This is a genomic window from Streptococcus sp. 2018110, assembly GCF_019754115.1.
GTDB lineage: Bacteria > Bacillota > Bacilli > Lactobacillales > Streptococcaceae > Streptococcus > Streptococcus hashimotonensis.
The window spans coordinates 54,708-69,196 of record NZ_JAIJZO010000004.1; the positions used below are offsets into that span (position 1 = coordinate 54,708).

Here is a 14,489-nt window from a genome sequence, read left to right on the forward strand (position 1 = left end):
ACGTGTTTTTTTGTTAGACTAGTAACATCAGTAACTGTTAGAAGAAGGAAAAAGAATGATTATTCACAAATCTGTCAATCCTGTCGCTTTTCAAAATACCTACTACCTTGAAAATGATACCCATCTGATTATCATTGACCCTGGGAGTGACTGGACAAAAATTCAAGCAACTATCGAAAAAATCGGAAAACCAATTTCGGCTATTCTCCTGACTCACACTCACTATGACCATATTATGAGCTTGGACATTCTGCGTGAGACCTACAATTTCCCACCTGTCTATGTGGCTGAAAGTGAAGCCAGCTGGCTCTACACACCAGAGATGAATCTATCAGGTCTACCTCGTCATGATGATATGGAAAATGTAGTCTGCCGACCTGCTGAAAAAATCTTCCAATACCAAGAAGACTACCAGTTTGACGGTTTTCATTTCAAGGTTGTGCCAACACCCGGCCACTCCATCGGCGGGGTATCCTTTATCTTCCCAGAAGCTGAAGCAGTCATTACAGGAGATGCTCTTTTCCGCGAAACTGTGGGACGTACAGACCTGCCTACCAGCAATTTTGACGACTTGATTGCGGGTATCAGAGAACACATTTTTACCCTGCCAAACCACTATACTGTCCATCCAGGTCACGGTCAAAACACCAGCGTTGGACATGAGAAAAATTTCAATCCATTTTTTAGAATGTAAAATAAGTACTGCCCAGTTCTGATTGAACCAGGCAGTTTTTATTATTATTCATCTAATGCATGTTCAGCTATGACGATTGTTTTTCCAGCTATTTCTTTGACCTCACCAGTTGGACAAAATCCAACTTTGGACCAAAAATGACTGGACTGAGGATTGCTTTCTACATAGCCTAGACGCACTTTTTTGAAGTGACTTGCTAACTGAGATAGGAGCTCCGCTATGATCTTTGAGCCAAGACCCTGACCAGCCAATCTTGAATCCACCATAAAAAGTCCGATATAGGCAATCTCTGCAGTCGGATAGCCGTCAATTAGGTCTAGGATGGCAACTAATCGCTCTTTGTCCCAGAATCCTAGAAAATATTTATCTGATAGCTCCTTACCTGGCGGACAGTTGACAAGGTCATTTGCTAAACTTTCCAGACTAGGCAAGGGTGGAAAATGTTCAAAATAGAGAGGGTTGGTCTGGTAGAGTGCTAAAACCGGCTCCAAGTCGGCGTCTGCTAACTTTCGTACTTGATAACGATTTGAAAATTGACTAACCTTCATCCTCTTCGCTCCGACTAGGCTTCCCAATCGTTTCAAAACTTGCTCGACTATCAGCTGCCAGAGCCTCTTCTTCATAGGCATTGATAATCTGGGCAACAACTGGATGGCGAACCACATCCTTGGCTGAAAAATGTACGAAATCAATCTGCGGAATTTTGCTTAGTTTCTCCGTCGCATCAATCAGGCCTGACTTAACCTTGCGTGGCAGGTCAATCTGACTAATATCCCCATTGACAATCATCTTGGAATTAAAGCCCAGACGGGTCAGGAACATCTTCATCTGCATAATGGTGGTATTTTGCGCCTCATCTAAGATGACAAAGGCGTCTTCCAAGGTCCGCCCCCGCATATAGGCCAGCGGTGCAATCTCGATGATTTCCCGCTCCATTAGGCGCGTGGTCTGCTCCTTGCCCAAAATCTGGTAGAGGGCATCATAGACAGGACGCAAATAGGGGTCTACTTTTTCTTTTAAGTCCCCTGGCAAAAAGCCTAAACTTTCGCCTGCTTCTACCGCAGGACGTGTCAGAACAATCCGCTTGACCTGTCCCCGCTTGAGGGCTGTTACAGCTAGAGTAACCGCCAAGAAGGTCTTACCTGTACCAGCAGGACCGATTCCAAACACGATGTCATGACGCTTTACGCTGTCCACATAGAGTTTTTGTCCAAGGGTCTTTACGCGAATGGGTTTTCCGTAGTTGTCCTTGATAATCTCTTCTTCATAGAGGGCAACGAATTTCTCAATCTCATCATTTTTTGCCATGGAAATAGCTGTGACCACATCTGGCGTATTGATAACCAAACCACGACTCACCAAGACAAGGAGAGACTGGATAACAAGACGTGCCTGTTCTACATGTTCTTCCTGGCCAATCACCTGCACTTTTTCCGTACGGGCATGAATAACCACACCTAGTTCCTGTTCCATCAATCTCAGATGGCGTTCATTCGAACCAAATAGACTAAACGAATCATCTGGATGCTTGAGTTGAATATCAATTGAATGTTCTAGCAAGAGTTGCTCCTTTTCCTGTGCTTTTCTCTATTATAACAAAAATAGCCCAAACAAGGCTATTTTGTACTATTTTATCCATCAATGTCCCAAATAATCTTCCCAAATCGCATCAAAATCAGACATGGAAAAGGCAAAACTGGCCGATTCCTCCAAAAAACGACTGACTTCATCAAAATTATCTGATTGCTTAGGAAAATCAGATTCATCAAAGGCATAATCTGCCAAGATAGCTACTGGTTCATTACTTTTCGGGTTGCGCTGGGTCATCAACCAAGAATAAAAACTTTTTCTCACTACATCTACTTTCTATGATTTTTTTCGTAGAGCTCTATATAGCGCTCCATAGACATCTTACTAACCAATTCCCCTATCAATTCATAAGGAATATTCTTGGGATTTTTCATGCGAACACAGGACTTGCCCATATCCAGTTTGGTAGGCACCTGTGCTTGATAAGCAGCAACGAACCAATCATTCAATTCTTGGTCCATATAGATTCCCATGTGGTAGAGGGCGATGTGTGCCTTTTGTGATGCCAAGGCAAGGAAAGGCAGGGGCTCTCCCGGTGTGCAATGATAACCATCAGGGTAGGCAGTAAGCGGCACATAATAGTTAATCATACCACCCAAGATGCCTACTTCAAAACCAGCTGGTAACTGTTCCACAATCACTTGATGGAGCCGTTCAACCGCTTCCTTCCGATTCTCAGGCAAGGCAGCCATATATTCTTCAATCGTTTCCACTTCAATCAGCATGACTTTCTACTATCTCAACCCCAGCATACTTTCCTTGGCGTGAACCATGTCTGTTATCATCTGACAGTATGGCGTAGGGATACCTGCTCGCTTGCCTTTGAATACAACTGCTCCATTCAGATAATCAATTTCTGTCTTTCGACCATGTTGGACCAAATCCTGGTGCATAGATGGATAGTGATTGGAAGCCTTCTTCGAAGCATCAATAACATATTTCCAAATAGCTTCTTCGTCAATTCCATCTGCCTCAGACTTAGCAACAGCAATAAATTCTTTGAAAATCCCCTGTACTAGATTCAGTCCAGCCTCCGTACCAAATAATTCACCAATTGTACAGTCTAAAATGGTACAAGTTGGATTCATCACACCATTGACACAGGCTTTCTGCCAAATAGCACTGACAACATGATTGTCATAGGTCACATTTAGCCCAGCTTCATTCAGCATTTCAATAATATCCGCAACTGATTGCTCATTACCAAGAATATGCTGAACGGACATAGAACCCGGACCTTCTAAGTGAGCATGTCCAGGACCCTTTAGTCCCGCCAACCACATGGTCACCCCAACCATGATACTTTCATCTGGCACGTACCGACGCATGGTCGTCGCATGCCCCAAACCATTCAAGAGACTCAAAACCTTGGTAGTTGGACCGATTATCGGCTTAATATCCCGCAACATCTTTGGCAACTGATCAGCCTTTGTCAATAGAATGATAAAATCTGCTTCTCTCGTTGCTTCGGTCGGTTTCATGATAGGCAAGTGTACAGTTTCCTCTACATCTCCAGTCACTTTCAAGCCGTTTTCTCGAATCGCTTCGATATGCTCTTCCCAATTATCCAACAAAATCACTTCATGATTTGTCTTAGACAATTGATAACCAAAACGACACCCCATTGCCCCACTACCAGCAATATATACTAGCATAGACGCCCCCTACACCAACTCTGTTCCCAAAGAATCCTGTTTAATTTTTCCAGCCTTCATCAAACCACCAAGAGCTTTTTTGAATTGCCCTTTGGAAATACCAAAGGTGGCCTTGATATCTTCCGGAGCAGACTTATCGTTCAAGGTCATGAAACCTCCATTGCTTTCCAGATAAGTCAATATCATCTGGGCATCATTTTCCAGCATCTCAAATGAACGTGGCTTGAGAGACAAGTTCAAGGTCCGATCAACTGCACGGTAGCCGATGACACGCGCCTCCAAAACCTGACCCAAACGTGGTTCCGCAAAGCGTTCACTTGGGTGGATAAAACCAAGCATGTTGTTGTCTGGCAAATAAACAAAAGTACCATTCATTTTCAAACGGTAGACAATCGCTCGCAGAGTTTGGTTTTGCATATTGTCATAAGCAGGTCCAGCCATTTTCTGAAAATCTTCCTGAAAAGCTGGCAGAGCCCAAATGCGGTCCTTTTTATCGACGTCTAATTTGACGTACAACTGATCCCCTTTTTTCGGCCAGAGTTCCTTGATTTCAGGCAAAATGTCTAAGGAAACAACCACTTGCTTGTCTGGCAGACCTGTATCCACAAAGACACCCAAATCCTTACGTACCTCTGTGACAGTTCCCCGACCAAAGCTGGTACGACTCGCCCCAACTTCCTTAGTTGTCAAACGGAGTTTTTGTTTCATATCGGTATAGGCAAATCCCTTAACAGATTGACCTAGACTATGTTCTCCTTCATCCTTAGAAAGAGCAAAGGTTCTACCCTCTTTTTGGACAAAGTAAAACTGATCGTTTTCGTCAGTCACTAAACCAACGATATACTGTGCTAATAAATCATTCATGATTTTCTTCTTTCTGATTAAAAAGTGGGGAAAGTCTTGTCTAACTCCCCCCATTAGATTTCTTATTGGTTCACCACTGGAAGTTAGACAGCCCGGTGATGATCTGTTTTTGTAGCCTAAAAACGTGTTGATTAAACTTCCAACAATTCTTTTTCTTTGTCGGCAGTCATTTTATCAATTGTCTTGATAGCATCATCTGTTACTTTTTGAATATCTTTTTCAAGTGACTTCAATTCGTCTTCAGTGATTTCTTTTGCTTTTTCAGCTTTTTTTGCTTCATCCATGGCATCACGACGGATATTGCGGATAGCAACTTTTGAATTTTCGCCAACTTTTTTCACATCCTTCGCCAAGTTCTTACGAGTTTCCTCTGTAAGGGCAGGAATAACCAAACGGATAACAGTACCATCAGATTGAGGCGTCAAACCAAGATCTGAAGCGTTCAAAGCACGCTCAATATCCTTCAAGATTGACTTATCAAACGGAGTAATCAATAGAACACGCGCTTCTGGCACTGTAATACCAGCCAACTGGTTCAATGGTGTTGGAGAACCGTAGTACTCAACGGAAATACGGTCCAACAAACTAGCATTGGCACGGCCAGCACGAATGTGGCTAAATTCACGTGCCAAACTCTGATGAGATTGATTCATGCGCTCTTGCGCTTTAGCAATAATTTCTTTAGACATAAGACTTCCTTCTTTGTATTTTTTACAGTCTTTTAGTTTACTTTTAGTACTAGGCAACGAGCCACAGGCATAACTGAAGTTAGGCAAGGCGAATTAACGAAGTAATAAAAGAAAAACTAAATGACGATATGATTTATTTTTCTTCTGAAGAATTTGAAACGGTAGTACCGATTGGCTCACCGAAGACAACACGTTTAATATTTCCTGGTTCATTCATATTGAACACGACCAAATCAATATCATTGTCCATTGAGAGAGTTGATGCCGTCGCATCCATGATTTTCAAACCACGACTAATCACTTCACGGTGGGTCAATTCATTGAATTTAACTGCATTAGCATCTTTCTTCGGATCAGCATTGTAGACGCCATCCACACCATTTTTAGCCATCAAAATCGCATCCGCTTCAATTTCTGCAGCACGAAGAGCCGCTGTCGTATCCGTTGAGAAGTACGGAGAACCAATACCTGCTCCAAAAATAACAATGCGACCCTTTTCAAGATGACGAAGAGCACGACCACGAATATAAGGCTCTGCAACTGACTGCATCGCAATCGCTGTCTGCACACGTGTATCCACACCAAGCTGTTTAAGGGAATCAGCCATTACAAGAGCATTCATAACAGTCCCCAACATGCCTGTATAGTCTGCTTGAACTCGATCCATACCCGCTTCAGCAGCAGGTTCTCCACGCCAAAGGTTACCACCACCAATAACAAGGGCAATCTGAATACCTGATTCTGCGACTTCCTGAATTTCCTTTGCCATTTCCTGAACAGTTTTAAGGTCAATACCGACACCACGTTCACCAGCCAAGGCCTCACCAGATAGTTTGATTAGAATACGTTCGTATTTAGGTTTCATCATCTCTCTCCTCTTTTTTATCCCTACTATTCTACCACAAAAACCGTTTTTTTTATACTGAAATCTCCAAGAAAAAAGGAAAATCCTCAACGAACTTTCCTTCTCACATTCTAAAACGCCTCTTTTTCCCAACTTTTCAATAGTAGAAAATAGAGATTTTTAAAACAAACTAGCCTAGGCGCAATTTCCTCCGTAAACTCTGAGCCCGACTTCCAATTAAACGATCTAGCTGACGAGTCTTCAATGTCAAGATGACAAAAACAAGCACACCTGCTCCACCTGCAACAGCCAAGTGGATAAAGCTAGATACATAGCCATTTGCTGGAAGGATAAGATTCAGGACAAATTCAATCCCCCATACAACGATCCCCATTACGATAGAAATCCAACTAATGGTCGCAATATCTTTTATCACTAGTCTTTCATCAATATGCAGAACCTTGTCAATTCGTCTATAGAAGAGATACAGCATAATTCCCAACCCAAATATCGTTGAGATAAAGCTACCATATACCTTAAAGACATAGATCATTGGTACTTGTAAAACGATTTTCACTAACATCCCAATCAAGAAATAATAAATCGCTCTTCTATTTTCAAATATGGCTTGAATGACTACACTAATGACAGAATATAGTCCCAGAGGTAAAATTAAAAATAAGTTCCAAATGAATAGAGTAATGGCGATAGGCTCTGACGGTCCGTAAAAAATCGTATAGAGTGGCCCAGCTAACAGGACTGTTCCAACAATTGCCGGTATAGTGAATATAAAGAGTAATTGTAGATTATCCGCCACTAAATGAGACGCCGCCTTCAAATCTTTCTTGACAAATTTCTCTGTAATCAATGGAATAGCAACACTTCCCAGACTCAGTGAAATCCCGATAATCATCATCGTAATCTTACTTGGATTGGCAGCCATATACGAATAAAGTTCCAAAAGTTCCGAATTACTGTAATTCGTAATTTTTTCCATAACACGAATAAATGTAACTTGGTCAATAAACTGCAATAATTGAATCGTTAGACCTAAAATGATAATTGGAATCGCATCTCGAACAGTTTCCTTAATAAGTTGACCTGTATCCAAAGAAATCTTTTGTTTCTTAGCATGAAGCAACTTACCAAGGTAACCTTGCTTCCATAAAGTATAAACTAAAATCCCAACACTAGCAATCATCCCGACAAAAGCTGCAAAGGTAGATTGGACAACCGCTTCAAGATAGTCACCGCTACCCAACTTCATAATCATAAATGTTGCTGCCAGTATCCAGATAACCCGTACCAGTTGCTCTGCAAGCTGACTGATCGCATAGGGCTTCATATCGTGCCGACCTTGGAAAAAACCACGCAAGATACTCATGGCTGGGAAGATGAAGAGAGGCGGGACTAGACTATACATGACTGGAAGTAACTTTTCCTTCGACCCCGATGCGTCTGCCAACCACGGAGCACTTAGATACATGACCCCTGCAAAGACAGCTCCAAAGACCAACATGAGCTTGAAGAATTCTCTGACCAAGTAGAGCGACACCTCTTCTTTACCCAAGACATTGTATTTAGCTACTTGTTTGGCAATAGCTGTCGGAAGACCAGCTGTTGAAATCAATAAGAAGTTGGCATAGATTTGATACCCCATACTAAAGAGGGCATTGGCTTCAGCTCGATATTCCCCTAACCAAATATACCAGGGAATAACATAGGCAACACCAAGCAGGCGACTAAGAATATTTCCAGCAGTCAACCAAGCCAAGCCTCTGGCCATTGTCGCCTGTTCTTTGGACTGCTGCATTTCAACTTTTTCGGACATTTTTCTATTACTTTCTATGTAAATATAAGACAGGAAAAACTCATACTCTTCGAAAATCAAAATCAGACGTTGTTGACTTGATTTGATGAACTTCAGTTCTATCTGCATCTACGTCGCCTAGTCTAATTCTGATTTTCATTGAGTATCAATTATTAATTTCTATTTTTGGATTTTCACAAAGTCTAACTCTTTCATTATAAACTTTTATCATACCAAAGTAAAAGAAAAACCCACCCATAAGGTGGGCAAGTCAATTAATTATCAATTGAATGATATTTCACTGTCAACCCTCGTTGTACAGCTGGGCGTTGGGCTATTTTCTCTACCCAGGACTTTAGATGCTTGTAAGAATCAACATCTAAAAATTCTGCCGAACCTGGATATAGCTCTCCTTGAACCAAGCGACCATACCAAGACCAGATAGCAATATCTGCGATGGTATAGGTATTTCCAGCTACATATTCTCTTGTCGCCAATAACTGATCCAAGAGATCCAGCTGACGCTTAGTTTCCATTGTATAGCGATTAATCGGATATTCTTGCGCTGTCGGAGCGTAATGGAAGAAATGTCCAAATCCTCCACCAACAAATGGAGCGGCACCAGTTTGCCAGAAGAGCCAGTTAAGAACCTCTGTCCGCTCTGCCCAAGCTTTTGGTAGGAAGGCCTCAAACTTTTCTGCCAAGTAGAGGAGAATATTGGCTGATTCAAAGACCGAAATCGGTTCTTGCTCGGAATAATCTACCATAGCTGGTATTTTGGAGTTGGGGTTGATGGCAACAAAATCGGAGCCAAATTGGTCCCCTTGACCGATATTGATGAGAAAGAGGTCATAATCAGCTTCCGAAATACCTAACTCTTTCAACTCCTCCAACATAATAGCAACCTTAATGCCATTCGGCGTCCCCAATGAATAGACTTGGAAAGGCTTCTCTCCCTTTGGTAGGTCTTGCTCAAAGCGACTGCCCGCTGTTGGACGGTTGCCAGATCGGTTGTCATTTTCATCTTCCCACTTCCAAACGAGTGGTTTTGTATATTCTGTCATGTTTTCTCCTATTTTACCTTTCCTGGAAAAAGACTGGCATAGCGATAATGGTTTTGAACCTCTTGAAGGTAATGGGCTAGTTGCACCAATTCCTTAGGCGCTCGGCAAGTCAGAGCTGTTAACTCTGCATTGATAAAGCGACTTAAGTGTCCTGCCAGTATATAGAGATTTTCCTCCTTGTCCAGCTGACCTGCTACCTCCAATATTTTTTCACGCAGGGCTTCTGAAAATGCTTCCTGCGGAAGGTTGTAGGCTGCAGAAAGGTATTTATAAAGCTCTTCTTTCTCTGCTACTTTCATTGGATAACTCCTTTTATGTAAATTGAATATAGTATAAATCGAAATCAAGTGCTTGTCAAGAAAATCTCAAGAAAAAAAGATTGCCCTAAGACAATCTTTCTATTGATTAAAGTGAGTTAGGATCAACTTTGATACCAACACCTTGTGTTGTTGTGATTGATACTGAAGTCATGTAAGTACCTTTAGCTGTAGCTGGTTTAGCTTTAGCCATTACATCGTGGAAAGCTTTGAAGTTTTCAACGAGTTTGTCAGCGTCAAATGATACTTTACCGATAAGAGCTTGTACGATACCTGCTTTGTCAGCACGGTAAGTGATTTTACCACCTTTAGACTCTTCAACTGCTTTAGCAACATCCATTGTTACTGTACCAGTTTTAGGGTTTGGCATCAAGTTACGTGGACCAAGTACACGACCAAGACGTCCAACAACCGCCATCATATCTGGAGTTGCGATAACAACGTCGAAGTCCAACCAACCACCGTTGATTTTAGCAACGAGGTCGTCTTCACCAACAAAGTCTGCACCAGCAGCTTTTGCTTCTTCTGCTTTAGCACCACGTGCGAAAACAAGAACGCGTGAAGTTTTACCAGTACCGTTTGGCAATACCATTGCACCACGGATTTGTTGATCAGCTTTACGTACGTCGATGTTCAAGTTGTAAGCAACTTCAACTGACGCATCAAATTTAGCGAAGTTAGTTTCTTTTGCAAGAGCAACAGCTTCTTCTACGCTGTAAAGTTTTGTGCTGTCGATTTTTTCAAGAGCAGCACGCAAGTTTTTGCTTTTTTTAGCCATGTTATATGTCTCCTTGTAATCAGATAATCTTGGGTGCTACTTAGTCAGTAACAGTGAATCCCATAGAACGAGCAGTACCTTCGATCATACGCATTGCAGCTTCAAGAGATGCAGCGTTCAAGTCAGGCATTTTAGTTTCAGCAATTTCTTGTACTTGTGCACGAGTAACTGTTGCAACTTTAGTTTTGTTTGGTGTACCTGAACCTTTTTCAACACCTGCAGCTTTTTTCAAAAGAACAGCAGCTGGTGGTGTTTTAGTGATGAAAGTGAATGATTTATCTTCATACACAGAGATAACTACTGGGATGATCATGCCAGCTTGGTCAGCTGTACGAGCGTTAAACTCTTTTGTGAATCCCATGATGTTGATACCTGCTTGACCAAGTGCTGGTCCGACTGGTGGAGCTGGAGTAGCTTTACCTGCAGGAATTTGAAGTTTTACGAGTTTTTCGACTTTTTTAGCCATGATATAAAATCCTCCTATTGTGGTTTTGGCGGTAATTAAAGATTTTTACCTCCCACAAATATGTGTTTTACACATACCTTTTCATTATACACGAATTTCAAAGAAATGCAAGCTTTAGGTTTACTTTTTTTCACATTTTTTATAGAATGAATGTATGTTTGAATCGATTATATTTTTAAAAATAGTAGCCTTTCTATTTATCTTTCTAACCTTGGCCATTTCGATAATTGCTGTCAAGTTTTTTAGGTTGCAAAACCGAGGATGGAACTTTGCGGACATTGCCTTTCCTCTCTATGCAATTGAATTTTATCTGATTTCGGACAAGGCCTACTATAACAGTCTACTGCCTCAGCTTGTCCTAGCCCTCTCACTACTAGCGATTGGTCTTTGTGGTTTCTTCCTTTTAAAGAAAAAGAATTTTTTATATCGCCGTTTCTTCAAGGTTTTCTGGCGAGCTAGTTTTATCTTGACCTTTTTGATGTATCTAGCTTTGGTTATTGCGGTCTTCACTATAAAATCCTAAAATCATCCATCCTTTCATAGATGGCATAATAAATCCCCATTGCAGGCGCAGCGGGGATTCTTTTTATACTAAATCATACAAGGCGACGTAGATGTATAGTCGAATGAATTAGCTTTCAGACAAGGAACTGAGGTGCAGGTTGCTAGCACAGCCTAGTGGCTGTGCTAGGTTGGAGATATAACTTGCAAAGCAAGTCACTTCTGCAGAGTACGGCAAGCCGAAAGTGACGATGTATCAAAGTTAATTCAAATGACTATAGATAGAACTGACGTTCATCAAATCAAGTCAACAGCGTATGATTTTGATTTTCTAAGAGTATTAATTAGTTGTCATATTGATAGTCCTCTCTGGACATGAAAAGATGGACTTATTCATGAATTTCTAGAGGGAGGCCATCTGGATCAAAGAAGAAGGCCATTTTTTTACCATCAAAATCATCTGTTCGCAGGACTTCATGTCGGATGTCCAGACGGTCAAACTCTTCCAGACAGGCTTCCACATCTGCAACCTGGAAGGCTAGATGGCGCAGACCTGTATGTTCAGGATTGGGCATGGCCGGACGCATTGGTGCATCTGGTTTGATGAAGATTTCCAAGATTAGATTGCCTTTTTTGACATTGAAGAGAATATCATTTTTTTCTGGGCGAATATGTTCATCCACCTGTTCAAAGCCTAGTTTTTCAACATAAAATTCTCTTGTTTTGTCATAGTCACTACCGATAATTGCAATATGATGAACTGCATCAAATTTCATTATTGTGTTTCCAATACCTTTCTAGGTTTTGTTCCTTCAGCTGGACCAATGACACCCGCTGCTTCTAGCTCTTCCATGAGGCGTGTTGCCCTGTTAAAACCAACAGACAAGCGTCGTTGAATCATAGAGGCGCTGGCTTTTTGTGTCTCAACTACCAAGGCACGTGCTTCGTTGAAAAGTGGATCTCCTCCAGCATCACCAAAACCTGCATCGCCATCACCTTCTGCCACTTCACCAGGATCAAAGGATTCATCATAATCTGCATCTGCCTGATCCTTGATAAAGCCAACTATTGCTTCTACATCATCATCAGATATAAAGGAACCTTGCAAGCGGACTGGATGGTTTTCATCAATCGGTTTAAAGAGCATGTCACCGCGGCCCAAGAGTTTTTCAGCACCGTTTTCATCTAGAATCGTCCGACTGTCTGTACCGCTTGATACGGCAAAGGCGATACGAGATGGTACATTGGCTTTAATCAAACCTGAAATAACATCAACAGATGGTCGCTGGGTGGCAAGAATCATGTGGATACCTGCTGCACGAGCCTTCTGTCCCAAGCGAATAATGGCATCTTCCACTTCCTTGCTGGCTACCATCATCAAGTCTGCCAACTCATCTACGATGACCACAATGAGAGGAAGTGGAATCTGTTTTTCTTCTGAACGGCTATTAAATTCTTCGACCTTCGCATTATAACCTTCTAAGTTTCGGACACCAATTTGGCTAAACAACTCATAGCGTTTCTCCATTTCATCCACTACTTTTTGAAGAGCTCGAGCAGCCTTGCGTGGGTTGGTCACAACGGGAATCAATAGGTGGGGAATATCATTATAGACCGATAATTCGACCATTTTGGGGTCAATCATCATGAACTTAACTTGGTCTGGACCAGCTTTCATGAGAATTGAAGAGATGATACCGTTGACAGCAACAGACTTCCCTGAACCAGTTGAACCAGCCACCAATAGATGGGGCATACGTGCTAGGTTAAAGGAACGGACGGAGCCATTTACAGCCTTACCGAGAGGAATTTCCAGAAGCTTGTCTGGGTCTGTTTTAGATTGTTCCCAGAGCTCACGGAAAGGTACTGTAGCCACTTCGGAGTTTGGAACTTCAATACCGACCAGAGATTTTCCTGGGATAGGAGCTTCAATACGGACATCTTTAGCCGCAAGAGCTAGAGCCAAGTCATCAGCTAGGTTAGAAATCCGATTGACTCGGACGCCGACTGCTGGTTTGACTTCATACTTGGTTACCGATGGTCCAATCTCAGCACGCTCAACCACCACCTTGATTCCAAAACTGGCAAAGGTGTCTTCTAAAACTTTAATATTCTGGCGAACAATCCGTTTTTCATTGGACTGACTCTTAGCTTTTATAGGAGCAAATAAGTCTATGGACGGAAGTTTATATGCTAGTCTCTGCTTAGGCTTGAAATCAATCTGCATATCTATCTCGTCCTTCTCAAATTCATTTGGTTCAGAATCCTGGCTTGCCGAGTTTGATGGTGCTGGTTGGTCATCTTCTGCCAACATAATAGGAAATTCATCTTCTATGTCTAAGTGGTCATATTCTGAAATAATCGGTACTTGAACAGGCTCTTCTTCTAGGATTTCACCCGTTTCTAAATCGACATGTCTATCTACCAGCGCCAAAGCCCGAGCTGACTCTTCCTCTAGACGAAGGCGTTCCTCTTCTAGACGAGCTAATTCTTGCTGACGTTTTTCTTCTCGTTCTGCTTTTTTCTGTGTTCGAAGCTCTGCTCTTTTTACCTGCGTCTCCGCCAACTTATCTTTGGCAACCGCCAAGCCATCGGCAACATCATAAACAGACCATGGGCTTACAAAAAAGATACCAAATGCTATCACTAGAAGACCGATGAAGAAGGAACCGACATTTGCAAAGAGGAAGGAGACTGGCAGATAGAAGATACTTCCAATCATCCCTCCGCCTAGAAATGCTGTTACCTGAAACTTAGCTAGGTCTGACAAGGCCAATTTTAGAGTATGACCGAATAGGTCACTCCCTTGATAGGTCCAGTCTAAATAAGCCTGAAATTCAATTAATAACCCGATAACAATTAGCCAGAAGCCCGATATGGTCCCTTCTCTTTCGCGTAAGACTTTGGGAATAAGAAGGTAGATAAATGCACCTGCCAATAATAGATAGGCCAGACTACCAAATAATAGCCGGAAAATATTGTAGCTGGTCACTCCAAACACACCTAGGCGACTGGCTGCAAAGGCAATGAATAACAGCCCCAATACTCGAAGGGTGATATTTTTAACACGTTCTTGCTGTGCTAATTCTGCCTTGGTTGGTCGCCTCGTAGCCTTTCCTTTTTTACTTGTCTTTCTCATAGATACCTCAACTTTCTCAATCTCTTTATTTTATCATAATTGGGAAGAATTTTCATGATAGAAAAAACCCTGCAAATA

17 protein-coding genes are annotated in these 14,489 nt (G+C 41.9%); 2 read left to right on the forward strand and 15 right to left on the reverse strand.

The genetic code is table 11. The features are described 5' to 3' along the window. Positions 1–55: 55 nt before the first annotated feature. Positions 56–694, forward strand: a complete 639-nt coding sequence (locus K5Q34_RS04200) for an MBL fold metallo-hydrolase (protein ID WP_202846035.1) — start codon at positions 56–58, stop codon at positions 692–694. A gap of 44 nt (positions 695–738) precedes the next feature. On the opposite strand, the gene K5Q34_RS04205 is transcribed toward K5Q34_RS04200, so the two are convergent. The 13 genes from K5Q34_RS04205 to rplK form a co-directional block, all read right to left on the reverse strand. After that, positions 739–1,242, reverse strand: coding sequence for an N-acetyltransferase (locus K5Q34_RS04205; RefSeq protein ID WP_221864562.1), 504 nt, complete (start codon positions 1,240–1,242; stop codon positions 739–741). Further along, positions 1,232–2,254 carry a PhoH family protein gene (locus K5Q34_RS04210; RefSeq protein WP_205028658.1) on the reverse strand — a complete coding sequence of 341 codons (1,023 nt, stop codon included), beginning with the start codon at positions 2,252–2,254 and terminating at the stop codon, positions 1,232–1,234. The genes K5Q34_RS04205 and K5Q34_RS04210 overlap by 11 nt, the downstream gene beginning before the upstream one ends. Before the next feature lie 78 nt (positions 2,255–2,332). After that, complete coding sequence (locus K5Q34_RS04215) at positions 2,333–2,548, reverse strand: YozE family protein (protein ID WP_205028657.1); 216 nt, start codon at positions 2,546–2,548, stop codon at positions 2,333–2,335. A gap of 5 nt (positions 2,549–2,553) precedes the next feature. Next, positions 2,554–3,009: a DUF1801 domain-containing protein gene (locus K5Q34_RS04220; RefSeq protein WP_023369741.1), complete on the reverse strand. Its 456-nt coding sequence runs from the start codon at positions 3,007–3,009 to the stop codon at positions 2,554–2,556. Positions 3,010–3,018: 9 nt separating this feature from the next. After that, a complete protein-coding gene (locus tag K5Q34_RS04225; protein ID WP_024416302.1) occupies positions 3,019–3,939 on the reverse strand; it encodes a 2-dehydropantoate 2-reductase in 921 nt (306 codons plus the stop codon). Between the two features lie 9 nt (positions 3,940–3,948). After that, positions 3,949–4,803, reverse strand: coding sequence for an RNA-binding virulence regulatory protein CvfB (cvfB, locus tag K5Q34_RS04230; protein ID WP_221864563.1), 855 nt, complete (start codon positions 4,801–4,803; stop codon positions 3,949–3,951). Between the two features lie 131 nt (positions 4,804–4,934). Then, positions 4,935–5,492, reverse strand: a complete 558-nt coding sequence (gene frr / locus K5Q34_RS04235; RefSeq protein WP_024384951.1) for a ribosome recycling factor — start codon at positions 5,490–5,492, stop codon at positions 4,935–4,937. Between the two features lie 133 nt (positions 5,493–5,625). After that, positions 5,626–6,360 carry a UMP kinase gene (gene pyrH / locus K5Q34_RS04240; RefSeq protein WP_015445263.1) on the reverse strand — a complete coding sequence of 245 codons (735 nt, stop codon included), beginning with the start codon at positions 6,358–6,360 and terminating at the stop codon, positions 5,626–5,628. Positions 6,361–6,526: 166 nt separating this feature from the next. Beyond that, complete coding sequence (locus tag K5Q34_RS04245; protein ID WP_221864585.1) at positions 6,527–8,167, reverse strand: polysaccharide biosynthesis protein; 1,641 nt, start codon at positions 8,165–8,167, stop codon at positions 6,527–6,529. A gap of 254 nt (positions 8,168–8,421) precedes the next feature. Next, positions 8,422–9,210, reverse strand: a complete 789-nt coding sequence (gene yghU / locus K5Q34_RS04250) for a glutathione-dependent disulfide-bond oxidoreductase (RefSeq protein WP_105151184.1) — start codon at positions 9,208–9,210, stop codon at positions 8,422–8,424. A gap of 8 nt (positions 9,211–9,218) precedes the next feature. Further along, positions 9,219–9,509 (reverse strand): hypothetical protein, encoded by a 291-nt coding sequence (locus K5Q34_RS04255; protein WP_012775208.1) that lies wholly within the window; start codon positions 9,507–9,509, stop codon positions 9,219–9,221. A 106-nt stretch (positions 9,510–9,615) separates the two neighbouring features. After that, positions 9,616–10,305 (reverse strand): 50S ribosomal protein L1, encoded by a 690-nt coding sequence (rplA, locus tag K5Q34_RS04260; RefSeq protein ID WP_004194879.1) that lies wholly within the window; start codon positions 10,303–10,305, stop codon positions 9,616–9,618. 40 nt (positions 10,306–10,345) lie between these two features. Continuing rightward, a complete protein-coding gene (gene rplK, locus K5Q34_RS04265; protein WP_002935890.1) occupies positions 10,346–10,771 on the reverse strand; it encodes a 50S ribosomal protein L11 in 426 nt (141 codons plus the stop codon). Between the two features lie 154 nt (positions 10,772–10,925). Here rplK and K5Q34_RS04270 point away from each other — a divergent pair, with 154 nt between their 5' ends. After that, positions 10,926–11,294 (forward strand): DUF3397 domain-containing protein, encoded by a 369-nt coding sequence (locus K5Q34_RS04270; protein ID WP_105115022.1) that lies wholly within the window; start codon positions 10,926–10,928, stop codon positions 11,292–11,294. A gap of 367 nt (positions 11,295–11,661) precedes the next feature. Here the strand turns inward: K5Q34_RS04270 and K5Q34_RS04275 are convergent, their stop codons facing one another. Further along, positions 11,662–12,048, reverse strand: coding sequence for a VOC family protein (locus tag K5Q34_RS04275; RefSeq protein WP_009910215.1), 387 nt, complete (start codon positions 12,046–12,048; stop codon positions 11,662–11,664). After that, positions 12,048–14,411, reverse strand: a complete 2,364-nt coding sequence (locus tag K5Q34_RS04280) for a DNA translocase FtsK (protein ID WP_221864564.1) — start codon at positions 14,409–14,411, stop codon at positions 12,048–12,050. Before K5Q34_RS04280 ends, K5Q34_RS04275 begins: the two co-directional genes overlap by 1 nt. Positions 14,412–14,489: the final 78 nt, after the last annotated feature.

Excerpts from the sequence above, each read along its gene's own strand:
- K5Q34_RS04200 (WP_202846035.1), top strand. The coding sequence starts at position 56 with ATGATTATTCACAAATCTGTCAATCCTGTCGCTTTTCAAAATACCTAC.
- K5Q34_RS04205 (WP_221864562.1), bottom strand. The coding sequence starts at position 1,242 with ATGAAGGTTAGTCAATTTTCAAATCGTTATCAAGTACGAAAGTTAGCA.
- K5Q34_RS04220 (WP_023369741.1), bottom strand. The coding sequence starts at position 3,009 with ATGCTGATTGAAGTGGAAACGATTGAAGAATATATGGCTGCCTTGCCT.
- K5Q34_RS04225 (WP_024416302.1), bottom strand. The coding sequence starts at position 3,939 with ATGCTAGTATATATTGCTGGTAGTGGGGCAATGGGGTGTCGTTTTGGT.
- cvfB (WP_221864563.1), bottom strand. The coding sequence starts at position 4,803 with ATGAATGATTTATTAGCACAGTATATCGTTGGTTTAGTGACTGACGAA.
- frr (WP_024384951.1), bottom strand. The coding sequence starts at position 5,492 with ATGTCTAAAGAAATTATTGCTAAAGCGCAAGAGCGCATGAATCAATCT.
- pyrH (WP_015445263.1), bottom strand. The coding sequence starts at position 6,360 with ATGATGAAACCTAAATACGAACGTATTCTAATCAAACTATCTGGTGAG.
- K5Q34_RS04245 (WP_221864585.1), bottom strand. The coding sequence starts at position 8,167 with ATGTCCGAAAAAGTTGAAATGCAGCAGTCCAAAGAACAGGCGACAATG.
- yghU (WP_105151184.1), bottom strand. The coding sequence starts at position 9,210 with ATGACAGAATATACAAAACCACTCGTTTGGAAGTGGGAAGATGAAAAT.
- K5Q34_RS04255 (WP_012775208.1), bottom strand. The coding sequence starts at position 9,509 with ATGAAAGTAGCAGAGAAAGAAGAGCTTTATAAATACCTTTCTGCAGCC.
- rplA (WP_004194879.1), bottom strand. The coding sequence starts at position 10,305 with ATGGCTAAAAAAAGCAAAAACTTGCGTGCTGCTCTTGAAAAAATCGAC.
- rplK (WP_002935890.1), bottom strand. The coding sequence starts at position 10,771 with ATGGCTAAAAAAGTCGAAAAACTCGTAAAACTTCAAATTCCTGCAGGT.
- K5Q34_RS04270 (WP_105115022.1), top strand. The coding sequence starts at position 10,926 with ATGTTTGAATCGATTATATTTTTAAAAATAGTAGCCTTTCTATTTATC.
- K5Q34_RS04275 (WP_009910215.1), bottom strand. The coding sequence starts at position 12,048 with ATGAAATTTGATGCAGTTCATCATATTGCAATTATCGGTAGTGACTAT.
- K5Q34_RS04280 (WP_221864564.1), bottom strand. The coding sequence starts at position 14,411 with ATGAGAAAGACAAGTAAAAAAGGAAAGGCTACGAGGCGACCAACCAAG.